Genomic DNA, 21859 nt, shown 5'->3' with positions numbered 1-21859 from the left:
CCTCTTTGGGCCCAGCCATCGGGTCATTCCTGTCGAGCTCTGCCGACAGGTTCATGCTCCGTCCGAAACCGCCGTTTTACAATTGCTCATCGTGCATGGCGGGGGCGCGCAATCGGCAATAGGTCAGCGGCTGCGCCTGAGTCCTTCAGCCCTCCGCGACCGTGAGCCGCTCGGTCACCGCTTCGAGCGGCAGATCAACGCGGATCATCTCCATCTCCTCGAGGAATTTCTCCTCCATCTTCGTCAGCGGCCCCGGCAACACGGCAATATGGCCGCGGCCCGAACGCTTGGTGATCTGGCGCGCGTAGATCCGCAAAAGCTGGTCGTCGAAACGGCAGCCAAGGAACAGGAAGGGGCGCCCGGTGCGGCGGTTCTGCACCTCTTCCGGGATCGGGGTCTGGATGTCGATCTCGGTCAGCACTTCAACGTAATCGGCATCCGACATCAAAAACGAGCCCTCCGCCGTGGCAAGCCCGTGCGGTTTGTAAATGAGGCTCGGCCAGCTCGGATCGGCCGTGTCACGCTCGCCCCCGCCTGCGGTGAAGGCGCGGGTGAACTCTTCGGTCCAGCCGCCCGCACGGCTCACGCCCTGCACATAGCCCCAATCATCCCGCCCCGGCCCGAAGGCGCGCAAAAGGCCGTCGTCATACCAGCTGTCGACCACCATCGGGGGCCGGACCCGGGCGAGCCAGTCATGCACCGGGTTCACGCCACCGGGCGGCACGGCAAATGCGTCGCGCACCAGTTTGTTGAGCGTTCCCCGGAACTTGCGGCTTTCGATATATTGCGCAACGGCCCACATATTGCCCGCGGCCCGGCGCGGTGCGCGGACCTTGGATTCCAGAATGGCCGAAAGCGCGGCGGGGGTCGCGGGCGCCGCGCTCCCCGAAAGCGCAGAGACCTCGGCGCCGAGGTAGGGCACGCGCTTGCCCTGCGCCACCTCGGCCATCGCCTTGTCGAGAAGGTCGAGATCGGACATCAATCGTCATCCCCGATCTTGCGCGCATCGACGGTCACGGGCAGCGCGGGCGGCGTGTCAAACTCCGGCATGGCAAAAACCCAGCCGTTCGAGAGCTTGGCCCAGCCGCCCCAGAGGCCCGGCTTTTCCTGCTCGACCACCATCTCTTCGAGGTCCTTCTTCGGCACATAGGCTTCAAGGCCCTTGGCGGTTTCGCGGATCATCACTTTCATCGGGCTTTCTCCTTGGGAATTCAGCGAAATAAGGGGAAGTCAGGCTTTTTGCAGCATCTCGCGGGTGACGATATGCGATTGCAGCGCGGGGCGGTCATTGGCGCGGGGGCCGAGCGCCTCGGCGGGCACGATCTCGGCCTCGCGCATCCCCACGATCGCGCCGCGTTCAAGGTAGTCGACGGCATAGATGTAGAACTGGCCAAGGAAGGTGCCGATGTCGCGCACATAGCCGACATCGCCCTTTTTCACGACGATCTCGCCGATTTCGCGGCCCGGCATGGTGCCATCGTTCTTCACCTGCTTGCGCGACATCACCTTGTCGCCGGGCAGGTAAAGCGGTTGGCGGTACACTTCGATCTCGCGGTCATCAGTCGACATCGGCAGATCCTTCCAGCTTGGCAAGCCGCGCGCGCGCGGTCTCGCGGATGATGTCCTCGGGGTCGTCAAGAAGCCGCGCCAGAACCTTTTCGCAGCCCTCTTCGGCGCAGGCGTGACGCACGCGGATGTCGTCATCCGCGACAAACAGCATCGGGCGGCGATGCGCGGCGGCGCGGCGCACGAGCGGATCGGGGTCAAGGCGGAACCGGTCGATCCAGTCGGGCGGGATGCGGTTCACGACGATGCGGCGCACAGAAGGGTCCGGGTCGTCGATCAGCCCCGGCAACAGGCCGTCGGGCGCGCGCCGCGCCACCACAAGGCGCACCGAAGCTTCGACATCGTGCATCAGCGGGATCAGGCTTGCGGGCGGCAGCCGATGCGCCACGGCAATGCGCACGGCGCGGTCCGGGTCATGGATCAGCTTTTCGGCGGCCGCCTGCGGCAGACGCAAGATCGCCATCGCGCGGACCGCCGGATCGGGGTCATCCAGAAGCCGCGGGATGCGGAACACCGAGGCATGGCGCGCCGCATTCACCCGGGTTTCAAAATAGGGGTGGTTCAGGTTCTCGTCCGCCAGTTCCGGGTTGAGCAGGAAGAAGCGCTCGATCCGTTTCGCGTAGCGGTCATTGAGGCAGGACCAGCCGAGCCCGCATTGCCCGAGGTCGAGCCGCATTCGGAACCGGCAGGAGGCGCAATCGAGCGCCCTGCCCTCCCAATCCACGGGTGCCGGTCCCTCGGGCATGCTCTCTCCTCACGCGGTTTCGGCCTGCGCCGGGGCAAGCCCCATGCGCGTGCGGTAAACGGCGGAAACGGCGGTTTCGATGTAATCGTAGGCGTAATCTTGCAAAACCGTGATCCCGGCCCCGGCCAGCGTCTCGCGTGGGCAATCGCCGATCTTCGCGCAAAGCACGGTGTCGATGCCCTCAAGCGTGGCGATCACGCGGTCAAGCCGGCCCTCTTCGCCTGCGCCGTCAACGCAATAGTTGTCGCAGCGGCGATGGAAGGCGAAGCGCACGCCGCTGGTATCGACCTCGAACACCTGAAACTCGGTGGCATGGCCGAAGTGCTGGTTGATGCGCCCGCCGCCCTGGGTCGCCACGGCAACAAGCAGCTTCGGCGCGGTTTTCGCAACCGTGGCGCCGGTCTCGGCCTTGGCATCAGCGGCGGCGGCGCGGCGGTCTTCGCGCTCTTTCGCCACCCAATCCTTGTAGCTCTCGCGGCCCGCCGGGTCGTATTCGAGCGCCTCGGGCAGCTTGTCGAGGCTGAATTCCTGCCCGCGATCCTCGCCCAGAAGGCCCACCGCATCGGCGCGGCACTGGCGGCAATGCTTCATCAGATTTGCCCCGCCCGCACAGGCCTCCTGCACCTTTTGCAGCTCTGCCGCGGTCGGCCCGCGCTGCCCGGTGAGGCCAAAATGCGTGCCATGCGCCGGGTCGGAAATGAGCGGCATGATGTTGTGCAAGAACGCGCCGCGGCGTTTGACTTCCTTGTTCACCTCCAGAAGGTGTTCGTCGTTGATGCCGGGGATCAGCACCGAGTTCACCTTCACGAGGATGCCGCGCGCCACCAGCATGTCGAGCGCAAGCATCTGGCGTTCATGCAGAATTTGGCTCGCCTCAACGCCGTAGTAGCGTTTGCCGCCATGCCGGATCCAGGGGTAGATCTTCGCGCCCACCTCGGGGTCGATCATGTTGATGGTGATGGTGACGTGATCAACGTTCATGTCGACCAGCTCCTCGACATGTTCGGGCAGCGCGAGCCCGTTCGAGGACAGGCACAGCCGCATGTCGGGGATGTCTTTGGTGACGCGGGAGAAGGTTTCCTTGGTCTTCTTCCAGTCCGCGCAGCTGTCGCCCGGCCCGGCAATGCCGAGCACCGAGAGCTGGGGCACTTCGTTGGCCACCGCAATCACCTTGCGCGCGGCCTCTTCGGGGCTGAGGCGTTCGGAGACAACGCCGGGGCGGCTTTCATTGGCGCAATCGTATTTGCGGTTGCAGTAGTTGCACTGGATGTTGCAGGCGGGGGCAACCGCCACATGCATGCGGGCAAAGTAGTGGTGCGCCTCTTCCGAATAACAGGGGTGATCCTTCACCTTGGCCCAGGTCGCGGGGTCCATGTCGTCGGGGGCCTGTTTCGAGCCGCAGCCGGTGGCGCCGGTGGTGGCGCAGCCCTCGGAGGCCATCGCCTTTTCCAGTGCGGCCTTCGAGCCGATGGTGAGGCCGCCGAGCGAGACGATATTGCCGGACATGGAGCTTCCCCTTCCTGAAGATGTGGTTCAGGGAGGATTAAGCAAGGAGCGTGCCAAGATATTGGGGGCGGTTTGTGGGGGTTTGGCACGAAGATTGTCGATTGTCTGACAATCTTCGTGCCATCTTTTTTTTGGGGGGGGAGCCCGCGCCCTCCCGCCCGTCGAGGGCGGTCGGGCGCGGCCCGTGCGGTGGCACGGGCGGGCGCAGGGCGCAGCGGGCGGAAACTGTCAGATCCGGCGCAGTTCGATGTCGAATTTCTGCAGCGCATAGGCGATCTGGCGCGGCGTCATGCCCAGAAGCCGGGCCGCCTTGGCCTGCACCCAGCCCGCGCTTTCCAGAGCGCGGATGAGCTCGTCGCGGGTGATATTCGCCGTCTTGCGCCGCACCTGATGCAATTCTTCCGGCTCGGCATGCGGCTGTGGCGGATAGGGCGACGGGGGATAGGGCGACGGGGGCTCGGACGAATACACCGGCTGCGCCTGCGGCTCGGGCTGCGGCACCGCCACGCGCGGCGCCTGGGCGGCGGGCGGCGGCTCTTGCAGACGCGGGCCGGGCTCGGTGACCCGCACCGTGGGCGTGATCATCCGCCCCACCGCAAGCCCGCCGATCGGCGAGGCGCCCTCTTGCAGGCGGAACAGCTCTGCCGAAAGGCAGGCGCCCTGCGAGCAGGCGAGTTCCTCGGCGAGCACGATCTCGCCATCGGAAAGGGCGGCGGCGCGGTTCACGCAGTTTTCGAGTTCGCGCACGTTGCCGGGGAACTTGCAGCGGCAGATCTGGTCAAAGGCATCGGAGGCGAATTTCACATTCGTGCCGTTCGACTTGTTGAACCGGTCAAGAAAAAGCTGCGCGAGCGGCTTGATGTCACTTTTGCGGTTGCGCAGCGGCGGCAGCACGATTGGCACCACGCAGATGCGGAAATAGAGATCGGCGCGAAAATCCCCCCGCGCCACGGCATCTTCGAGGTCGCGGTTGGTGGCCGCCACAATGCGCACATCGACCTTGAGCGTGCGCGTGCCGCCCACGCGCTCGAACTCGCCCTCTTGCAGCACCCGCAGAAGCTTGGTCTGGAAGGTGGGCGAGATCTCCCCGATTTCGTCAAGGAACAGCGTGCCCCCGTCGGCGAGCTCGAAGCGGCCCTTTTTCAGCGCATTGGCGCCGGTGAAGGCGCCCTTTTCATGGCCGAAAAGTTCCGATTCCAGAAGCGTTTCCGAGAGCGCGGCGCAGTTCACGCGGATGAACGGGCCTTTCGCACGCGGCGATTGCGAGTGCACGGCGCGGGCGAAAAGCTCCTTGCCGGTGCCGCTTTCGCCGCGCAGGAGCACGGGCGTTTTTGTGCCCGCCACGCGGCGCACCTGCGCCACCACCTCCGAGATCGCCGGGCTTGAGCCGATGATGCCGTCGATCGACACCGGCGGCTGCGCCACGCCCCGCTGCTCGTTGACCGATTGCAGCATCCGCCGCGTATCCTCAAGCGCACGCTCGCGGTCGCGCGCCACGCGGGCGCGGAAGCGCAGCGCCTGTTCAAGCAGCGAGGCGACCATGGTGAGCACCCGCACATCGGCATCCGAATAGCCGGCGCGGTTGTGATCATGGCTGCGGTAGGCGGCCAAGACGCCGAGCACGAAATGGCTGCGCTCGGGGTCGCGCAAAGGCACGGCAATCAGGGTCTGCCCGCTGTCGCGCAGCCGCCGCGGCACCGCCTCGGCGCCAAATTCTTCCTCAAGGTCAAAGGCCACGAAGGGCACGCCCGAGCGGAACACGATCCGCGCCACCGCATCGGGGAGCACATCGGAGGCGGGGGCCGCATCGTCACGCCGGAACGAGGTGGCGGCAATGCGGTAAGGGTTCACGGCCTTCGTCTCGCCGCCCGGCTCGGAGAGCACGGCAAGCACGCCATGGCGCAGATCGAGGAAAGAGGAGAGCACGTTGAAGATCTGCGGCACCACGGCAATCGGGTCGGGCGCGCCGGCAAAGGTCTTGGCGATCTCGTAGATCGCATCCAGCGCCAAGCGGTCGGCGATCTGACTTGCCGACCGCTTGCGCGGGTGCACCGGCGTACGGTCCTGCTCAGGGCGGGGCGTATGATCGGTCATGGCGTCAAATTCCCTTTTGGGGCAACAGTCTGGGTGAGGGTATTCATCTTCCGGTCCTGCCCGAGAGTGCCCCTGCGTGTCACTGCGCGAAAGAATCGCAGCCGACCGCGGCGCTTCGGAGACCCTTCCTTACATATAGGGAATGATCCGGCCTTGCGGGGGGGCGCTCGCGGATGTGGGCGAATTTGTCGCTCAAATACATGATTTGTGAAGCGGCGGCGCACAGTATTGCGGCGCCAATGCGCCTGTCGGCGCTAAAATCAGCATTTGAGGAGGGTCATTTCGACTCAACCGGCCAGTGCGGCGCGGCGGCGTTCGTAAGACGACGCGAGCCCGAGGGTGGAGCGGTATTTTGCCACCGTGCGGCGCGCCAGGCGCAGCCCCGCGCGTTCGGCCAGAACCACAATCGCATCGTCGCTGAGCGGGTTGGCCGGATCTTCCGCCCCCACCACGCGCTGCACGAAATCGAGCGCGGAATCGCGCGAGATCGCCTCGCCTCCCGCCCCGGTCGAGACCGCGCGGGAAAAGAAGGCGCGCAGCGGCAGCGCGCGCACCGGGGTCTGGATCATGCGGCCAGACACGGCGCGCGAGATCGTCGAGGCATGCAGCCCCAGCTCGGAGGCAACATCCTCAAGCGTGAGCGGAACAAGATGCGCCGTCCCCTTTTCCAGAAAGGCGGATTGGCGCGCCACAAGCACCGCCGCGGTGCGCAAAAGCGTGTCGCCGCGCCGCTCCAGCGCCAAAGCCAGCGCGCGCGCCTCCGCCAGCGCCTTGCGCCGCTCGGCACGGGCGGCCTTGTCGGCCTTGCCATCGGGGAGCCGATCCTCCCGCACGGTGATGCGCGGGGAAGTGGCCCGGTTCAACTCCACCGTCCAGCCCTCGGGGCCGCGCAGGGCGATCAGGTCGGGCGGAAACACCGGGGTCGGCTGATGATCGAAGGCCAGACCCGGCTTCGGGTTCAGATGCCGGATCAGCTTGACGATCTCGGGAATGTCGGAGGGCTCGCAATCGCACAGATCGGCCAGCTCGGCGAGCCGGTTTTCGGCCAGCAGGTTGATGTGGCGGATCAGCGTCTCGACTTCCCAGGTCAGGATGTCTTCCTCCCGCGCCTGCAAGATCAGGCAATCGGAAAGGTCGCGGGCAAAAAGCCCCACCGGCTCAAAGCCCTGCAGCGCGCAAAGCACCGCCTCGGCGCGCGGCATCGCCACGCCCGCCCCCAAAGCGATGGTTTCGACCGGCTGGCTGAGCCAGCCCGACGGGTCGAGCGCCTCGGCAAAGCGCAGCGCAATCATCCGGTCGCCGGGGTTGGTGAAGGTCATCTCGATCTGATCGACCACATGCGCCATCAGGCTCGGGCGATGCGCGGCAACGGCCGCCACCGCATCAAAATCAGCCCCGCCGCGGGCGATGAAGGCCGAGGGGGCGCGATAGGCGAGATAGGGGTTCGAGGAGGCCTGTTCGACCAGATGATCGGAGAGATCTTGCGACGACATGCCCAAGATGGCGAGGGAGTGGAGCATCTGCCCCCCCATCTGCATCGACTGGCGTTGTGAAAGCGTCTGCACGAGGTCCATGGTCTTACCCTATCTCATCGGGGCGCGCCCGGGGGGCGGCAGGGCGGGGCTGCGACACCAAGGCCGCGGCGCCCGGGGGGAATTGCGCAAATAAGCGGCGGATCTGGCTGGCGCGCGGAAATTCCGGGCACCCCTCCGCTCAGCGCTGCACGATTTTCAGGCTGTCGAGCCCGACAAACTTGTTGGCCTGCCGCGCGGCCTGGGTTTCGAACACTTTGAACACCTTTTCCGCGAGCGGCGTGGAGGCGACAAAATCATCATGCGCCCGGGACAGCGCCTCGCGGGTCAGCGCGAGCACCTCCTCTTCGGAATGGCCCGAGAAATCGGTCTCGCGCAGATAGGTGCCAAAGCGCTTCATGATGTGGAGCCGCGCCACGTTGAGGATGTGGCGGTCGGGCTCAAGGCCCAGATGGGCGAACATGTCCTCGGCAGAGGAGAGGCGCGAAAGCGCCTCGAGCGTGGGGCTTTGGGGTTCCGTGGTCATCTCTCTCTCCTCAGGTCGTGGGCTGGCTGCGGGCGAGCCGCGCCACCATGCGGCGCAGATCTTCGGGGCTGGCGGGACGTTTGGTGCGAATGGCATGGGCGCGCAAAAGCGGCTTGAGCCGGGCGGCCATCTCGGGCGTGGCGGGCAGGCCCGCGGTCGCGAGCGCGGCGCAAAGGCCCGCGGCGCCCGAATGCTTGCCAATCACGATCTGGCGTTCGCGGCCAAAACGGGCCGGGGCGCAGCGCGGATCTTCATAGGTGTCGGCGCGCTTCAGGATCGCATCGACATGGATGCCGCTTTCATGCGCAAAGACCAGCGCGCCGGTGATCGGCTTTTGCACCGGAAGCGCGCGGCCCGAGGCTTTTGCGACAATGTCGGAAAGCGGCTGCAACGCGGTGAGGTCGATGCCGGTGCCGATCGCCCCCGCCTCCAGCGCGGCGCTCACCTCTTCGAGCGCGGCATTGCCCGCGCGCTCGCCAAGCCCGTTCACCGTGACCGAAAGATGCGTGGCCCCGGCATGGGCCGCCATGATCGTATTCGCCGTCGCCATGCCAAAGTCATTATGGGCATGCATCTCGATCGGCAGCGCGATCCGGGCCGCAAGGTGGCTGATCAGCCGGTAGGCGCCCAGCGGATCGAGAAGCCCGAGCGTATCGGCGACGCGAAAGCGGATCGCCCCCGCCGCCTTCGCCACCTCGGCGAGGCGGACAAGAAACTCCGGGTCGGTGCGGCTTGCATCCTCGGCGCCAACCGAAACCTCCAGCCCGCGCGTCGTCGCGCAATAGACGAGCTCTGCCGTTTCGCGCAGGATCCAGTCGCGGTCGACGCGGAGCTTGCCCTCAAGCTGCGCGGTCGAGGTGGGGGCGGCAAAATGCACCCGCTTGGTGCCGGTTTTCTGCGCCATGTCGAGATCGCCCATGCGCAGCCGGCACCAGACCACCGGCGCCGCGCGGGAAATTTCGGCCATCACGGCGCGGATCTCGGCCACTTCGGCCCAGCCCATCGCGGCGATGCCCACCTCGATCTCGGCCACCCCGGCGCGGTCGAGCGCACGCGCGATGGCGCGCTTTTCGGACAGCGAGAAGGCGACGCCCGCGGTCTGTTCGCCATCGCGCAAGGTGGTGTCACACAGCGCAAGCGTATGGGGCGTGAGGGGGCGCGCATGGAGCATTTCAGATCTCCTGGAGCGAGGCGGGCGCGAGGCCCGGCAGGTTGGGGCCGTTGTCCGACCAAAAGGGGGAGAGCGCGCGCAGATCGGCCACGATCGACGGCAAGATCTCCAGCACGCGGGCGATCTCGTCTTCGGTGGTGAGGCGCGAAAGCGAGAGCCGCACCGCCCCATGGGCGGCGGTGAAGGGCACGCCCATGGCACGGATCACATGGCTTGGCTCCACCGCGCCCGAGGCGCAGGCCGAGCCCGTCGAGGCGGCGATGCCGGCGCGGTCAAGCTTCATCACGATGCCTTCGCCCTCGACGAGATCAAAGGCGAGGCAGAGCGTATTGGCGAGCCGGTCGCGCCGGTCGCCGAGCACGCGAACATGCGGCACAGCCTCCAGAATGCCCGCCTCAAGCCGGTCGCGCAGCCCGGCGATGCGCGCCACATCCTGGGCCATGCGGGCGGCGGCAAGCTCGGCCGCCTTGCCCGCGCCGGTGATGCCGGGGGCGTTTTCCGTGCCCGCCCGGCGCCCGCGCTCTTGCTTGCCGCCGCGCAGAAGCGGCTGAAACGGCGTGTTTTTCTTGAGGTAAAGCGCGCCCACGCCCTTAGGCCCATGAAACTTGTGGGCCGAAAGCGAGAGCATGTCGACACCCGCAGCGCGCACATCAACGGGGGTCTTGCCGACCGCCTGCACCGCATCGGTATGAAACAGCGCGCCAAAGTCATGCGCCAGCTCTGCCAGCCCCTCAACGGGGAAAAGGACGCCGGTCTCGTTGTTCGCCCACATCAGGCTGACCACCGCCACCCGGTCCGAAAGCGCGGCGCGGTAGGCGTCGATCTCAAGCCGCCCCTCCCCGTCAACGGGGATGCGGTGCACCTTCACGCCCTCATATTTCTCGAGCGCGTCGCAAAGCTGCAAGATGGCGGGATGTTCGACCATGGAGGTGACGATCTCGCGCCGCCCCTCCTGCACGGCAAGGGCCGCGCGGATCGCGGTGGTGTTCGCCTCGGTACCGCCCGAGGTGAAGATGATCTCCGCCTCGCTCTCGGCGCCGATCAGCGCCGCCAGCGCCTTGCGTGCTGCCCGGATACCCGCCGCCGCCTCGGCACCAAAGCCATGCGCCGAAGAGGCATTGCCGTAGCTTTCGGTGTAAAGCGGCCACATCGCCGCCAGCGCCTCATCCGCAACCCGGGTGGTGGCGTTGTTGTCAAGATAGATGCGGGGGGCGGCAGCGGGATGGGTCATTGCTCTCTCAGGCGCGGGCGGTGGAGGGGATCAGCCGGAACGGCCGACCGAGGGTTTCCATGATCCGTTTTTGCACCCCGGCAAGCGTCTGGCTGGCCATCATGCAGCTTGCGCAGGTGCCCGAAAGGCGCACGAAGACCTGACGGCCCTTGATGTCCAGCAGCTCGATATCGCCCTTGTCGCGCTGGAACACCGGGCGCATCTCGGTGATGATGCGGGAAATCGCCTCGGCATCGGTCTCGCTCACGGGCTCGACGGGGCCGGTCTCTTCCGCCTCCGCCATCGCGGCAAGCGGATTGTTCTTGGCGATCAGCTCGCGCAGCGTCATCCCCGGCGCGGCGCCCGCTTGGCGCGCGGCCAGGGCGGCGGCGGCAGGCGGCGCGGCGCGGCGTGGCTTTGGCGGCACGGCGATCGTCACCAGCGCAGGCTGCGCCGGGCGACGTTCGGGCGCCACGGGCGTTTCGCCGCGGAAGGCCGCAATCGCCGCGGCCAGCGCCTTCGCGCCGCTTTCCGTGCAATGCATCTTCTCGGGCGGCAGCCCGTCGAGGAACGCGGCAATATCGGCCGGGGTCAGGCGCGAGGCCGCATCGACCGATTTGCCGCGCACCAGTTCCGTCAGCGCCGAGGAACAGGCGATCATCGAGCCGCCGCCATGGCTGAGAAACCGCGCCTCTTCGATCATTTCCGAAAGCGGGTTGATGCGCAGCATGAGCTTGAGCGCATCGCCGCCGGCAAGCGAGCCCGCCTCCCCCACGGCATTGGCATCTTCGAGCACGCCCGCGTTGCGGGGCTGGAAGAAATATTCCTTCACCTTGTCGGAATAATCGAACATCGCGCGCTCCTCAGCAGAAGGATTTGCCGCAGCCGCAGCTGTTCTTGGCGTTGGGGTTGTCGAACACGAAGCCGGAGCCCTCGACATTGGTGACAAAGTCGATCTTGGCGCCGGTCAGATGCTCGCGGCTCGACGGGTCGATCAGCACGGTCACCTCGCCAAAGCTCACCACCTCGTCGTCGGGCTGGGCTTCAAGCTCCAGCGCCATGCCGTATTTGAGCCCCGCGCAGCCCCCCGATTGCACCATCAGGCGCAGCCCCGCGACGGGCTGGCCCGCGCCGTCGATGGCGGCCTTGATCGCGGATTGGGCAGGTTCGGTGATATCAATCATGATGCTCTCCTGTGGTCCGGGCCCGTGTCTGGCCTGTGGGCCGGGGCTCACCAGAGATACAGCAAGAAGCGTGCCAGGTTTCGGCCCCTTCCCTGCGCGGTTTGATGCAAGTTTCGGGCCGACATTGTGGGGGCATTGTGGGGCTTGCGACAAAAATCGGGCCAAGTGGCCAATAGCGCGGGCTCAGAGCTCCGTGTCTTCGCCCGCCTCAAAGCGATCAAGCAGCCAGGCGCCGCCAAAACGGTCCGTCGGGTCGAGCGCTCCGGCCTTTGTCAGCACGGCGCGGGCCAGATCGGCCTCGCCCATCCGCACCGCGCAATAGCCGATGCCGACAAGCGCCTGCAGATAGAGGCCGGGCGCAAAATCATGCGCGGTAAAATCGGCATCCGCTGCGCCCACCGCCTGCCAATCGGTGGCGATGTTGAGCCGCCGCGCGGCAAGGCGCAAGATCGCCTCGGCCTGCGGCAGCGCCGCCGTGTAATCATGACCGTAAAAATGGAAGCGATAGGCGGCGAGGCGCACCTCGACATCCTCTGGCGCAGCCTCAAGCGCGCGCGCAATCGCCTCCGCGCTCTCATAGGGGCGCGAGCGCGCGGAGGCGGCGCCCGCGAGCAGGGATTTCAGATCAATCGGGGGCAAAACAGGCGGCCCGTTCGTCGCATTCGTCGCAAGAGGGCGAAAGGCAGAGCGAGAAGGCCGCATCCGCGCAAATTTGCCGGTAGAAGAATTTTTTCCAGCGCATGTTCTGGTGGTTTGCCGCCGCAAGGCCCGGCAGCTCGCGCCGGATGAGCGCGCCCAGATGCGCGCGCGACGGCAGGCCCAGATCCTCCCACAGATGGCGCGCTTCCTGTGCGCGGCGCGCCAAAATCATCGCCAGCCAGCGCGCCTGCGGTGTCGCCACCCCCGCGCGCCACAGGATAAGGAGCGTGATCGCCTGTTCCTCGGCGCTCTGCACCGGGGCCGGCAGGTCGAGATCGGGAAGCTCAAGCCCCGGCACGAAAAGGTCGCGCAAGGCGGCAAGATCGGCGCCCGAAAGCCCGAGCCGTTCCGTCAAAGGCCCCTGCCCCGCCGCGCGCTCGGAAAGCGCATGACCGAGGATGCAGGCGTAATCGGCCTCCCCCGCCGCCAGAGGCGCGGGGGAAGCAGGCGCGCTGCAGGTCTCAGGACAGGGCCGCATGGGTCTGGCACTCCGAGGGGCAAACCCGCGCGCAGGCGCCGCAACCGATGCAATTGTCGGCTTCCGACATCTGCATCACCTTTTTCACGATCTCGTCTTCGACGTCATCCCATTCTTCGGTGCCCGGCTTGACGATGTCGCCATCCTCGGTCACGCCGTAAAGGCCCATCACATCGCGCCCGCAAACCTTGAAGCAGCGCCCGCAGCCGATGCACTTTTCCGCATCGATCGACATGAGGTAAACGGGGGTATATTCCGCGCCCCCGCGCGTATAGGCGACATTCGACATTCGGTTTTACTCCTTGGCTTGCTTGGCGATTTTGATCGCCTTGCGGGCTGCATCCAGATCTCGATAAATTTCAAAGGTTTGCTGCGCGACATCGGGGATCTTCTGCCAATCTGTCGGCAGCTCCTCCGACAGATCATGCAGCTCCATCTTCGCGTTGGTCGCGCGCATCGACAGCTTTTTGGCGTGGGCTTCCAGCTCTTCGAGGCTCATGTCTTGAAGGCTCATGTTCAGTCCTTGCTCTTGGGTTTGGGCGGAGCTTCGCGCAGCCAGCGCGAAAGCGCCGTGCGCCCGCGCGAGGGGTGCAGTTTGACGGGTTCGATCACACGCGGCTTGCGCTTGGGCTTGAGCGGCGGGATCTGGATCATGCGCGGGCCGCTTCGGGGAATTGCTCCACGAGTTTCACCGCCTCGTCGACGAGCTTGTCGCCCGCTTCCGCAAGCTTCGCCCAGGTTTCAAAGCCGAACCGGTGCACGTCGCGCAAGTGCTTGGACACCACCACCAGCCGCCCCGCAATCAGCACCACCCGGCCAAAGCCTTCATGGTGCATTTTCTGCATTTGCGTGGCCATGCAGCCGGTGCGCTTTTCCACCATCAGCCCGACCGCGTCATAAAACCGGGTGAGGCGCCAGATCAGCTCGGGCTCCGGGTCGCCGATGATCGGCATCTCGCGGCGCTCTTCCTTGGTGACGATGAACTCTTCCAAGAGCTCAACGTCGCTCTTCATGTCCCATTGGCCGTGCGAATCCTCGGCGCGGATCACCGCAACGAGTTGGGTCAGGAACGGGCTTTCCACCATCTCACCCCCACGCGGGATCTCGGGCGGCGCTTCGGTCGCAGTGTCCATCAGGCGTTTTCCTCTTCGTCGAAATCGGCGGCGAAATCCGGCTTGTGATAGGTGCCGAGGATCTTGCGCAGGAAGGGCGGCGGGCTGCCGGAGAGCATTTCTTGCACCTGCGCGATCACCGCGGTGATCGGCTCGGGCTCCTTGCGCTTGATCGGATGGCAGCCAATCTTGACCACGCGCGCGGCCGAGGGCCCGCCGATGGCGAGCGCGAACACAAGCGCGCATCCGGTCAGCGCCTCGACCTTGGGTGCGATCCGGTCGTCAATATCGTCATGCTTGCCCGATTGCTCGGTCGCATTGGAAAACTCGTGCACTTCGACAAAGCGCGCGCCAGTGCGCCAGATATCGAACACGACAATCTTGCTCGCCGAGCCGAAATGGGCGTCGAGGGTTTCAAGGTCATTCGAGGCAATGGCCACGCGCAACGGCTTCTCGCCGGGCGCGGGGCCAGCCTCGGGCTCAACAAGACGCAGGGTGCGGGACATGTGAAAACTCCTCAGGCAGGGGGGTTGCGCCGAAATCTTCCGGACGGGGGGTGTGGTGAACCGATTGCACGGCATTGGCGATCTCAAAGAGGAACGCGCGGGTGCCGCGATAGCCGACGCGGCAGGCATCTTGCGCGCCGATCCGGTCAAAGACCGGAAAGCCCACGCGCACGAGCGGCAGGTGCAGCGCATCCGCCGCCATCCGGCCATAGCTGTTGGTGAGCAGGATCTGCGCCCCCGCGGCCTTGGCCCCGCGCTCGAAATCGCCCAGATCGCCAAGGATCACCTCGTCACAGGGCATCTTTTCGATCATCGGGCTGTGTTGCGAGGTGGTGACGGCGGTGACGATCTCCGCGCCCATCTGGTTGAGCGTGGTGGAGAGCGCGAACATCAGATCCGGGTCGGCGCCAATCGCCACCCTGAGCCCGCCGGTAAAGAAATGCGCATCCAGCATCGCATCAGCCAGCCGGGACCGGTCGCGCTCGACCGAGGGCGGCGGCGTCTGCGTGCCCGAAAGCTCCATCAAGACCCGCACGAAAGCATCGACCGCCTTGAGCCCGGTGAGGGAGGGAAAAACGCGGTAGGGCACCGAGGCCTTTTCCTCGATGATCTGCGCGGCGCCGCGCATCTGCTCGCCCACGGCGAGCGTAAAGGCGGAGCGGGTGACATCGGCGATCCGGTCGATGGGCGTGCCGCCCAGCGAACAGCCGGACCAATCCTCCGCCAGATGGCCATCGAGCGAGGTGGAAATATCAGGCAGAACCAGCGGGTTGAGACCAAAGGCGCGGATAAGGCGCACCAGCTCGTCGATCTCTGCGGGGGTGAGATGAGATCCGGTGAGCAGCGTCACCTGCCGCAGATCCGGGTCAGGCGCGGGCGTCACCGGCACGAGCGCGCTCAAGATCGCCTCGACCGCCTTGGTCCAGCCGTCCTGCAGCCCGCCATCAAAATCGGGCGTCGCGGCATAAACCACCTTGGTCTCGGCAAAATCCTTGCGCCGCGCCAGCATCTCGCGCAATTCGCCCGCCACATCTTCGCCGCGGGTTTCCGTGAGCGCGGTGGAGGCAATGCCGATAAACTTCGGGTTCGCGCGTTTGCGCAGGTTTTCAATCGCTTGCTCAAGCTGATCGGAGCCGCCGAGGATCGTGGTGATCTCGTTCATCGCGGTCGTCTGCAGCGGGATCGCCTCTTTGAAATGGCGCACCAGATGCACCATGCCAAAGGCGGTGCAGCCCTGCGCGCCATGAAAGAGCGGCACGGCACGTTCGATGCCGAGATAGGCCAGCGCCGCACCGAGGGGCGCAGAGGATTTCAAGGGGTTGGTGGAAAGCGCACGGCGCGGATGAGTCAGGGCGGCCATCTCAGTCATCCTCGAAATCGGTGGGGGAATTGGCGAGCCCGTCCAGCAGGCCCGCTTCGGGCGCGGCAACGGCGGCCAGCGGCGCGGCGGCAACTTGCGGCAGCAGCGTCGGCGCGCGCTCGGCGCCTTTCATGTTCGTGACCGGACAGGCGCCCTTCGGCGCGGGCAGCACCACGCCGCCGGTGAGCGGGGTCTCCCAGGGCGCGGGGTCGCGCAGCTCCGCCCAGATCGGGTTGTTCACCGAGCGGTCGATGGCGCGCACCAGATCGACCATGCCCACATACCCCGCATAGGGCTCATGCTTTTCCTGGTTCACATCGACCCAGGGCATGCGCGCTTTGAGCGCCACGAACTGGCTGCGCCCGCCCGACAGCAGCACATCGGCCTTGGCGGCGGCAAGCGCGTCATACATCTCGCGCGGGGCCATGTTCTCATACATGTGGCTCGCATCGCCCATGATCTCGACAACGCGGGCGCGGTCGTTTTGCGTGGCCTTGCGCATCGAGGTGCCCACCACCTCCATGCCCAGCTCCTGCAGCGCCGCCACCACCGACCAGGTCTTGTGCCCGCCGGTGTAGAGCAGCACCCGTTTGCCCGCGACACGGGGGCGGTAGGGCTCCAGCGCCGCCCAGGTCTTTGCCTCTTCCTCGGCAATCAGCGCCTCGCAGCGGCTCAAAAGCTCGATATCCGCCCCCTGCTCCACCAAAAGCCCGCAGATCTTGCGCAAAGCCTCGGAGGTGTCGGCGATGCCGTAGAACGACCCCTCGAAATAGGGCACGCCCCAGCGCTCCTGCATCTTGCGCGCGACATTCACGAGCGCCTGCGAGCACACGAGCATCGTGGCCTTGGCGCGGTGCATCTGCGCGATCTGGCGGTAGCGCGCATCGCCCGAGATCGAACCAAGAATGCGGATGCCGAGCCTGTCGAGCAGCGGCTTCACCTGCCATTGCTCGCCCGACAGGTTGAAATCGCCGATGATGTTGATGTCATAGGGCGTTGTCGTTTCCGGCTCGATGGTGCCGATGACATGATCGAGCAGGGCCTCGCCGCCGAGCTTGTTGCCGAGGTTCTTGGAGCCCACAAAGCCCGGCACATTGACCGGAATGCAGGGCGTGCCCCATTTCGCCGTGGCGGCCTTGCACACCGCCTCGATATCGTCGCCCACCAGCGCAGTGACGCAGGTGGCATATACAAAAACCGCAGCCGGAGATTGCTCCTTGATGACCTCATGGATGGCGCGGAAGAGCTTTTTCTCGCCATGGCCCATGACAATGTCGAGCTCGCTCAGATCGGTGGTGAAGCCCTTGCGGTAAAGATCCGAGCCCGAAGAGGCGGAGGAGCGGTTGTCCCAGCCATTGCCCCAGCAGGCGAGCGGCGCATGGACGAGGTGGGCGACATCGGTGATCGGTTGCAGCGTGATCATCGCGCCGTCAAAGGCACAGCCGCCCGCTGCGGCGCCCGGGGTGAGCTGCTTGGTGCAGCCCTTCTTGCGCGCACCCTCCGATTTCGCCGAATTGGTGGCGCAGCCGGGCTCGTTCAGGACTTCGGCAACTTTGTTCTTCAAGGCTTCGGACATGATGCGCTCCCCTGTTACGAACCATCAAGCAAGGAGCGTGCCAAGTTTTTTGCCCTGCAAAATGCCCGCCAAGCCCCTGCCCTGTCGTGATTTTTCGACTTGGCCCGATTTTTGTCGTTTTGTCGGGTTCACGACATGTAGCCAGACTTCATAACGACATTGCGCAAAGCAAAGGGCCGGCGGATCTCCCGCCGGCCCCTGTTTTTGTGCTGATCCCTTAGCGGGTCAGGTCGAAGCTCATGTCGGTCTCGCCGACCTTGCCCGCATCCTGATCAGCCTTGAGGAAGATCGCGTCGAGGATCTTCACGAGGACCGTCAGGCCGCCCTGATAGCCCCAGGTCGGGAAGCGGTGGTGGTGGTGACGGTCGAAGATCGGGAAGGTCAGGCGGATCAGCGGCACGCCGGTGTCACGCTCAAGGTATTTCCCATACGACGAGCCGATCAGGAAGTCGGTCGGTTCGGTGTTCAGGAAGGAGCGCATGTGCCACAGGTCTTTGCCGGCCCAGACTTGGGCTTTTTGACCAAACGGCGAGGCTTTCAGCACTTCGTCCATTTGCTTGGCCCATTTCTTGCCGCCGTTGGTGGCAAGGCAATGGATCGGCTCGCCGCCCATCTCCATGATGAACTTCGCCATGCCGAGCACGAAGTCCGGGTCGCCGAAGATCGCGAAGGTCTTGCCGTGGAGGTAGGCTTGGCTGTCGGCGATGGCGTCGACAAGGCGGCCACGCTCCAGTTTCAGCGCTTCCGGGATCGCCTTGCCGGTGAGCGCAGAGACTTTCATCAGGAAGGTGTCGGTCGCCGACACGCCCATCGGATAGTTGAACACGGCGGTTTCCTGGCCGGTTTTCTCAACATATTCGAGCGTTTTGGGCGAGCAGTATTCCTGCATCGAGAGCGTCGCCTTGGCGTTGACCGCGGCTTTGAGGTCTTCCAGCTTGGTGCCGCCGGCATACATCCGGTAGGTGCCGTCCGAGGGGGTGTCATAAACTTCCGACACATCGCCAAGGAAGGTGAAGCCCACGCCCATCAGGTCGAGCATGCGCTTGATTTCACGGTTGTTGGCAACCGCATAGCCGTCAAAGCCCGGGATGATGTTGAGGCTTTCGTCCGCTTGACGCTCGGCACCGTTCCAGAACAGTTCGAGGAAGCCTTTTTGCGCGTTGTCGTAGCCGTCGACATGCGAGCCGACAAAGGCCGGGGTATGCGCGAAGGGCACCGGGAAATCTTCCGGAACCGAGCCTTTTTCCTTCGACTGGATGATGAAGGAGTTGAGGTCGTCGCCGATCACTTCGGCCATGCAGGTGGTCGACACGGCGATCATTTTCGGCTTGTAGAGCGCATAGGCGTTGGCGAGGCCCTCGACCATGTTGGTCAGACCGCCGAACACGGCCGCATCTTCGGTCATCGACGAGGACACCGCCGCCGAGGGCTCTTTGAAGTGGCGCGAAAGGTGCGAGCGGTAGTAGGCCACGCAGCCTTGCGACCCATGCACGAAGGGCAGCGTGCCCTCATAGCCTTGCGCCGCGAACACCGCGCCGACGGGCTGGCAGGCTTTCGCCGGGTTGATCGTCACCGCTTCGCGGGCGAGGTTCTTTTCGCGATATTCCCAGGATTTGGTCCAGTCGCCAATCTGATGAACGGTTTCGGCGGTGTGGCCGCATTCGAAAACCGCTTTTTTGTTGGCGAGCATTTCCTTGTATTCGGGCTCAAAGAAGAGCTTCGAATGGTCGAGCACCTTATCTGCCGACTGGGGCATGGGTCTTTCCTTTCATGGGCCGTCCGCATTCCGGGACGTGGCCAGCAGGAGGGAGGGATGGGGGGCGGGTCGCCCCCCGCAAGCTCAGGAGAGGATCACTCGGCCGCGACGGCCGGGGTGTCCCAGGGCGCGTTGAACAGGCCCCAGACGGGGTTGTTCACGGCCATGTCCATGTCGCGCGCGAAGATCGCGAACCCGTCGTAGCCGTGGTACGGGCCGGAGTAATCCCACGAGTGCATTTGACGGAACGGGATGCCCATCTTCTGCACCGGATATTTCTCCTTGATGCCCGAGCCGACGAGGTCGGGGCGGATCTTCTCGATGAACTTCTCGAGCTCGTAGCCGGTCACGTCGTCATAGATCAGCGTGCCTTCCTTGACGTAGTGGCCGGTGCGTTTGTAGTCGTCGTTGTGGGCAAATTCGTAGCCCGTGCCGGCGATCACCATGCCGAGGTCGTCATAAGCGGTGACAACGTGGCGCGGACGCAGGCCACCGACATAGAGCATGACCGACTTGCCTTCGAGGCGCGGCTTGTATTTCGCCAGAACCGCATCGACGAGCGGTTGGTATTTGGCGATCACGGCTTCCGCTTTTTCCTGGATCGAGGCGTCGAACTTCGCGGCGATGGCGCGCAGCGAGGCGGCGATCTGGGTCGGGCCGAAGAAGTTGTATTCCATCCAGCCGATCGAATACTTCTCTTCCATGTAGCGGCAGATGTAGTTCATCGAGCGGTAGCAGTGGATCAGGTTCAGACGCGCTTTCGGCGCGCGTTCCATTTCCGCCAGCGTCGCATCGCCCGACCAGCAACCGACCACGTTCAGGCCCATTTCCTCAAGCAGCATGCGCGAGGCCCAGGCGTCGCCACCGATGTTGTAGTCACCGATGATGTTGACGTCATAGGGGCCGGGCTCGTAGCTCTTCTTCGCTTCGCTCTCGCCCGCTTCGATGACCCAGTCGCGGATCGCGTCGTTGGCAATGTGGTGGCCGAGCGATTGGCTCACACCGCGGAAGCCTTCGCAGCGCACCGGCACGATGGTCTTGCCGATATCTTTGTTTTTCTTTTTCGAAACGGCTTCGATGTCGTCCCCGATCAGGCCGATCGGGCATTCCGACTGGATCGTCACGCCATTCGCCAGCGGGAACAGCTCGTTGATCTCGTCGATGGTTTTTTCCAGTTTCTTGTCACCGCCGAAGACGATGTCTTTTTCCTGGAAGTCGGTGGTGAACTGCATCGTCACGAAGCTGTCCACGCCGGTGGTGCCGGTGTAGAGGTTGCGGCGCTGGCTCCACGAATACTGGCCACAGCCGACCGGGCCGTGCGAGATGTGGACCATGTCCTTGATCGGGCCCCAGACCACGCCTTTCGACCCGGCGTAGGCGCACCCGCGGATCGTCATCACGCCCGGAACGGATTTGATGTTCGATTTCGTCGAGTCGCATTTCGAGGCGATGCCGGTAACTGCATCGGGCTCTTCGTCGGTCGCGGTGGTCACCGACAGGTGCTTGGCGCGTTTTTTCTGGGCTTTCGCGGGATAGGCTTCGAGCACTTCCTTGATCAGGTTCTCGAGGTCTTCCGGGCCGCTCACGTGATCTTTGGCCATCCTTTTGGCACTCCTCTCACTGGCGTTTCGTTGGGCTTGTTGGGGAGGTCGGGCGGGCGCATCAGCGCCCACCCCGTCAAGATCGGCCTCAGGCCTTCATCTTGGCTTCCATTTCGGCGATTTGCTTTTCGCGATCTTCTTCCGATTGCATGATGCCGAAATCGAGCAGCATCTGCTCGAGTTCTTCCATGGTGATCGGGGTCGGGATCACGCCCTTGCCCGAGTTCTCGTGGATCTTGCGGGCCAGTTCGCGGTATTCTTGCGCTTGCTGGCAGGTCGGATCGTATTGGATCACGGTTTCACGACGCAGCTCGGCATGTTGCACCACGTTGTTGCGCGGCACGAAGTGGATCATCTTGCAGCCGAGTTTGGCCGCGAGAGCTTCCGCGAGCTCGAGTTCGCGGTCGGTCTTGCGCTCGTTGCAGATCAGCCCGCCAAGGCGCACACCGCCGGAGTTCGCGTATTTCAGAATGCCCTTGGCGATGTTGTTGGCGGCATAGAGCGCCATCATCTCGCCGGACATGACGATGTAGATCTCTTGGGCCTTGTTTTCCCGGATCGGCATCGCGAAGCCGCCGCAGACCACGTCGCCGAGCACGTCGTAGGAGACGTAGTCGACATCGTCATAGGCGCCGTTTTCTTCGAGGAAGTTGATCGCGGTGATCACGCCGCGGCCCGCGCAGCCAACGCCCGGCTCCGGGCCACCGGCTTCGGTGCATTTGATGCCCTTGTAGCCGATTTTCACCACGTCTTCGACTTCGAGGTCTTCCACCGAGCCGGCTTCGGCGGCGAGGTGCAGCACGGTGTCTTGCAGCTTGGTGTTGAGGATCAGGCGGGTGGAGTCCGCCTTGGGGTCGCAGCCGACGATCAGGATCTTTTGACCCATCTCGACCAGCGCGGCGAGGGTGTTTTGCGAGGTGGTGGATTTACCGATACCACCTTTGCCGTAGAAGGCGATCTGACGGAGTTGGCTCATTGGTCTGGCTCCCTTGGGGTTGTGCATTCATCTGTGGGTCGAGACGGTGCGCGACCGCGCTCACAGCCTATTCAGCAGGGAGTGTGCCAAGTCAGAATTTCGAAAATATTCTTTTATTATCAATATACTACACGAATTGTAGGGTTTGGAGCAGACCCGACAATTTGTCGACTGTCAGGGCGAACGTCGTATTTTTCTCACAGCTTTCGCTTCGGCAAAGCCGAAGCGACCCGCCGAGGGGGGAGCCGGGGGCGCCGGGGG

General features: G+C 64.8%; 24 protein-coding genes. All 24 read right to left on the bottom strand.

Going from position 1 to position 21859, the window contains the following annotated elements; genetic code table 11:
• Positions 1-145: 145 nt before the first annotated feature.
• The 24 genes from ACFSM0_RS14195 to nifH all read right to left on the bottom strand — a co-directional run bounded on the left by ACFSM0_RS14195 (position 146) and on the right by nifH (position 21598).
• Positions 146-979 (bottom strand): SIR2 family NAD-dependent protein deacylase, encoded by an 834-nt coding sequence (locus ACFSM0_RS14195; protein ID WP_377391642.1) that lies wholly within the window; start codon positions 977-979, stop codon positions 146-148.
• Positions 979-1191 carry a putative nitrogen fixation protein NifT gene (gene nifT / locus ACFSM0_RS14190; protein WP_377391640.1) on the bottom strand — a complete coding sequence of 71 codons (213 nt, stop codon included), beginning with the start codon at positions 1189-1191 and terminating at the stop codon, positions 979-981. Before nifT ends, ACFSM0_RS14195 begins: the two co-directional genes overlap by 1 nt.
• A gap of 39 nt (positions 1192-1230) precedes the next feature.
• Complete coding sequence (locus ACFSM0_RS14185) at positions 1231-1569, bottom strand: nitrogen fixation protein NifZ (protein WP_377391638.1); 339 nt, start codon at positions 1567-1569, stop codon at positions 1231-1233.
• Entirely contained in the window at positions 1559-2311 is a 753-nt protein-coding gene (locus tag ACFSM0_RS14180; RefSeq protein ID WP_377391636.1) for a 4Fe4S-binding leucine-rich repeat protein, read from the bottom strand. The genes ACFSM0_RS14185 and ACFSM0_RS14180 overlap by 11 nt, the downstream gene beginning before the upstream one ends.
• A 9-nt stretch (positions 2312-2320) precedes the next feature.
• Positions 2321-3817 carry a nitrogenase cofactor biosynthesis protein NifB gene (gene nifB, locus ACFSM0_RS14175; RefSeq protein ID WP_377391634.1) on the bottom strand — a complete coding sequence of 499 codons (1497 nt, stop codon included), beginning with the start codon at positions 3815-3817 and terminating at the stop codon, positions 2321-2323.
• Between the two features lie 228 nt (positions 3818-4045).
• Positions 4046-5911 carry a nif-specific transcriptional activator NifA gene (nifA, locus tag ACFSM0_RS14170; RefSeq protein ID WP_377391632.1) on the bottom strand — a complete coding sequence of 622 codons (1866 nt, stop codon included), beginning with the start codon at positions 5909-5911 and terminating at the stop codon, positions 4046-4048.
• Between the two features lie 287 nt (positions 5912-6198).
• Complete coding sequence (rpoN, locus tag ACFSM0_RS14165; RefSeq protein WP_377391630.1) at positions 6199-7485, bottom strand: RNA polymerase factor sigma-54; 1287 nt, start codon at positions 7483-7485, stop codon at positions 6199-6201.
• A gap of 139 nt (positions 7486-7624) precedes the next feature.
• Positions 7625-7969 (bottom strand): nitrogenase stabilizing/protective protein NifW, encoded by a 345-nt coding sequence (nifW, locus tag ACFSM0_RS14160; protein ID WP_377391628.1) that lies wholly within the window; start codon positions 7967-7969, stop codon positions 7625-7627.
• 10 nt (positions 7970-7979) lie between these two features.
• On the bottom strand, positions 7980-9140 hold the full coding sequence (nifV, locus tag ACFSM0_RS14155) for a homocitrate synthase (RefSeq protein WP_097070056.1): 1161 nt from the start codon (positions 9138-9140) through the stop codon (positions 7980-7982).
• A 1-nt stretch (position 9141) separates the two neighbouring features.
• Positions 9142-10371: a cysteine desulfurase NifS gene (gene nifS / locus ACFSM0_RS14150; RefSeq protein ID WP_377391625.1), complete on the bottom strand. Its 1230-nt coding sequence runs from the start codon at positions 10369-10371 to the stop codon at positions 9142-9144.
• Between the two features lie 7 nt (positions 10372-10378).
• Positions 10379-11203 carry an iron-sulfur cluster assembly scaffold protein gene (locus ACFSM0_RS14145; protein ID WP_377391623.1) on the bottom strand — a complete coding sequence of 275 codons (825 nt, stop codon included), beginning with the start codon at positions 11201-11203 and terminating at the stop codon, positions 10379-10381.
• A gap of 10 nt (positions 11204-11213) precedes the next feature.
• Positions 11214-11534, bottom strand: coding sequence for an iron-sulfur cluster assembly accessory protein (locus ACFSM0_RS14140; RefSeq protein WP_377391622.1), 321 nt, complete (start codon positions 11532-11534; stop codon positions 11214-11216).
• Between the two features lie 183 nt (positions 11535-11717).
• Positions 11718-12173, bottom strand: coding sequence for a hypothetical protein (locus tag ACFSM0_RS14135; protein ID WP_377391620.1), 456 nt, complete (start codon positions 12171-12173; stop codon positions 11718-11720).
• Positions 12160-12711: a nitrogen fixation protein NifQ gene (locus ACFSM0_RS14130; protein WP_377391618.1), complete on the bottom strand. Its 552-nt coding sequence runs from the start codon at positions 12709-12711 to the stop codon at positions 12160-12162. Before ACFSM0_RS14130 ends, ACFSM0_RS14135 begins: the two co-directional genes overlap by 14 nt.
• Entirely contained in the window at positions 12695-13000 is a 306-nt protein-coding gene (fdxB, locus tag ACFSM0_RS14125) for a ferredoxin III, nif-specific (RefSeq protein ID WP_377391616.1), read from the bottom strand. The genes ACFSM0_RS14130 and fdxB overlap by 17 nt, the downstream gene beginning before the upstream one ends.
• A 6-nt stretch (positions 13001-13006) precedes the next feature.
• The gene (locus ACFSM0_RS14120; RefSeq protein WP_097070138.1) at positions 13007-13210 is read right to left on the bottom strand and encodes a CCE_0567 family metalloprotein; all 204 of its coding nucleotides are present in this window, start codon (positions 13208-13210) and stop codon (positions 13007-13009) included.
• Positions 13211-13227: 17 nt separating this feature from the next.
• Complete coding sequence (locus ACFSM0_RS14115; protein ID WP_176518612.1) at positions 13228-13365, bottom strand: hypothetical protein; 138 nt, start codon at positions 13363-13365, stop codon at positions 13228-13230.
• Positions 13362-13844, bottom strand: a complete 483-nt coding sequence (locus ACFSM0_RS14110) for a NifX-associated nitrogen fixation protein (RefSeq protein WP_377391612.1) — start codon at positions 13842-13844, stop codon at positions 13362-13364. Before ACFSM0_RS14110 ends, ACFSM0_RS14115 begins: the two co-directional genes overlap by 4 nt.
• Positions 13844-14329 carry a nitrogen fixation protein NifX gene (nifX, locus tag ACFSM0_RS14105; RefSeq protein ID WP_097070048.1) on the bottom strand — a complete coding sequence of 162 codons (486 nt, stop codon included), beginning with the start codon at positions 14327-14329 and terminating at the stop codon, positions 13844-13846. The genes ACFSM0_RS14110 and nifX overlap by 1 nt, the downstream gene beginning before the upstream one ends.
• A complete protein-coding gene (gene nifN, locus ACFSM0_RS14100) occupies positions 14304-15689 on the bottom strand; it encodes a nitrogenase iron-molybdenum cofactor biosynthesis protein NifN (RefSeq protein ID WP_377391607.1) in 1386 nt (461 codons plus the stop codon). The genes nifX and nifN overlap by 26 nt, the downstream gene beginning before the upstream one ends.
• Before the next feature lies 1 nt (position 15690).
• The gene (gene nifE, locus ACFSM0_RS14095; RefSeq protein WP_377391604.1) at positions 15691-17265 is read right to left on the bottom strand and encodes a nitrogenase iron-molybdenum cofactor biosynthesis protein NifE; all 1575 of its coding nucleotides are present in this window, start codon (positions 17263-17265) and stop codon (positions 15691-15693) included.
• 217 nt (positions 17266-17482) lie between these two features.
• Positions 17483-19021 carry a nitrogenase molybdenum-iron protein subunit beta gene (gene nifK / locus ACFSM0_RS14090; RefSeq protein WP_377391601.1) on the bottom strand — a complete coding sequence of 513 codons (1539 nt, stop codon included), beginning with the start codon at positions 19019-19021 and terminating at the stop codon, positions 17483-17485.
• Between the two features lie 95 nt (positions 19022-19116).
• On the bottom strand, positions 19117-20622 hold the full coding sequence (gene nifD, locus ACFSM0_RS14085) for a nitrogenase molybdenum-iron protein alpha chain (protein ID WP_097070044.1): 1506 nt from the start codon (positions 20620-20622) through the stop codon (positions 19117-19119).
• 88 nt (positions 20623-20710) lie between these two features.
• On the bottom strand, positions 20711-21598 hold the full coding sequence (gene nifH, locus ACFSM0_RS14080; protein ID WP_076485403.1) for a nitrogenase iron protein: 888 nt from the start codon (positions 21596-21598) through the stop codon (positions 20711-20713).
• Positions 21599-21859 lie beyond the last annotated feature (261 nt).

It is taken from the genome of Rhodobacter lacus, assembly GCF_042683065.1.
In the GTDB taxonomy this organism is placed as follows: domain Bacteria; phylum Pseudomonadota; class Alphaproteobacteria; order Rhodobacterales; family Rhodobacteraceae; genus Rhodobacter; species Rhodobacter lacus.
The sequence above is the reverse complement of the archived record's forward strand: the minus strand, read 5'-3'. Positions and strand labels throughout refer to the sequence as shown.

Bases quoted from the DNA above. Each gene is read 5' to 3' on its own strand.
- ACFSM0_RS14195 (WP_377391642.1), bottom strand. From the start codon at position 979: ATGTCCGATCTCGACCTTCTCGACAAGGCGATGGCCGAGGTGGCGCAG.
- nifT (WP_377391640.1), bottom strand. From the start codon at position 1,191: ATGAAAGTGATGATCCGCGAAACCGCCAAGGGCCTTGAAGCCTATGTG.
- ACFSM0_RS14185 (WP_377391638.1), bottom strand. From the start codon at position 1,569: ATGTCGACTGATGACCGCGAGATCGAAGTGTACCGCCAACCGCTTTAC.
- ACFSM0_RS14180 (WP_377391636.1), bottom strand. From the start codon at position 2,311: ATGCCCGAGGGACCGGCACCCGTGGATTGGGAGGGCAGGGCGCTCGAT.
- nifB (WP_377391634.1), bottom strand. From the start codon at position 3,817: ATGTCCGGCAATATCGTCTCGCTCGGCGGCCTCACCATCGGCTCGAAG.
- nifA (WP_377391632.1), bottom strand. From the start codon at position 5,911: ATGACCGATCATACGCCCCGCCCTGAGCAGGACCGTACGCCGGTGCAC.
- rpoN (WP_377391630.1), bottom strand. From the start codon at position 7,485: ATGGACCTCGTGCAGACGCTTTCACAACGCCAGTCGATGCAGATGGGG.
- nifW (WP_377391628.1), bottom strand. From the start codon at position 7,969: ATGACCACGGAACCCCAAAGCCCCACGCTCGAGGCGCTTTCGCGCCTC.
- nifV (WP_097070056.1), bottom strand. From the start codon at position 9,140: ATGCTCCATGCGCGCCCCCTCACGCCCCATACGCTTGCGCTGTGTGAC.
- nifS (WP_377391625.1), bottom strand. From the start codon at position 10,371: ATGACCCATCCCGCTGCCGCCCCCCGCATCTATCTTGACAACAACGCC.
- ACFSM0_RS14145 (WP_377391623.1), bottom strand. From the start codon at position 11,203: ATGTTCGATTATTCCGACAAGGTGAAGGAATATTTCTTCCAGCCCCGC.
- ACFSM0_RS14140 (WP_377391622.1), bottom strand. From the start codon at position 11,534: ATGATTGATATCACCGAACCTGCCCAATCCGCGATCAAGGCCGCCATC.
- ACFSM0_RS14130 (WP_377391618.1), bottom strand. From the start codon at position 12,711: ATGCGGCCCTGTCCTGAGACCTGCAGCGCGCCTGCTTCCCCCGCGCCT.
- fdxB (WP_377391616.1), bottom strand. From the start codon at position 13,000: ATGTCGAATGTCGCCTATACGCGCGGGGGCGCGGAATATACCCCCGTT.
- ACFSM0_RS14120 (WP_097070138.1), bottom strand. From the start codon at position 13,210: ATGAGCCTCGAAGAGCTGGAAGCCCACGCCAAAAAGCTGTCGATGCGC.
- ACFSM0_RS14115 (WP_176518612.1), bottom strand. From the start codon at position 13,365: ATGATCCAGATCCCGCCGCTCAAGCCCAAGCGCAAGCCGCGTGTGATC.
- ACFSM0_RS14110 (WP_377391612.1), bottom strand. From the start codon at position 13,844: ATGGACACTGCGACCGAAGCGCCGCCCGAGATCCCGCGTGGGGGTGAG.
- nifX (WP_097070048.1), bottom strand. From the start codon at position 14,329: ATGTCCCGCACCCTGCGTCTTGTTGAGCCCGAGGCTGGCCCCGCGCCC.
- nifN (WP_377391607.1), bottom strand. From the start codon at position 15,689: ATGGCCGCCCTGACTCATCCGCGCCGTGCGCTTTCCACCAACCCCTTG.
- nifE (WP_377391604.1), bottom strand. From the start codon at position 17,265: ATGTCCGAAGCCTTGAAGAACAAAGTTGCCGAAGTCCTGAACGAGCCC.
- nifK (WP_377391601.1), bottom strand. From the start codon at position 19,021: ATGCCCCAGTCGGCAGATAAGGTGCTCGACCATTCGAAGCTCTTCTTT.
- nifD (WP_097070044.1), bottom strand. From the start codon at position 20,622: ATGGCCAAAGATCACGTGAGCGGCCCGGAAGACCTCGAGAACCTGATC.
- nifH (WP_076485403.1), bottom strand. From the start codon at position 21,598: ATGAGCCAACTCCGTCAGATCGCCTTCTACGGCAAAGGTGGTATCGGT.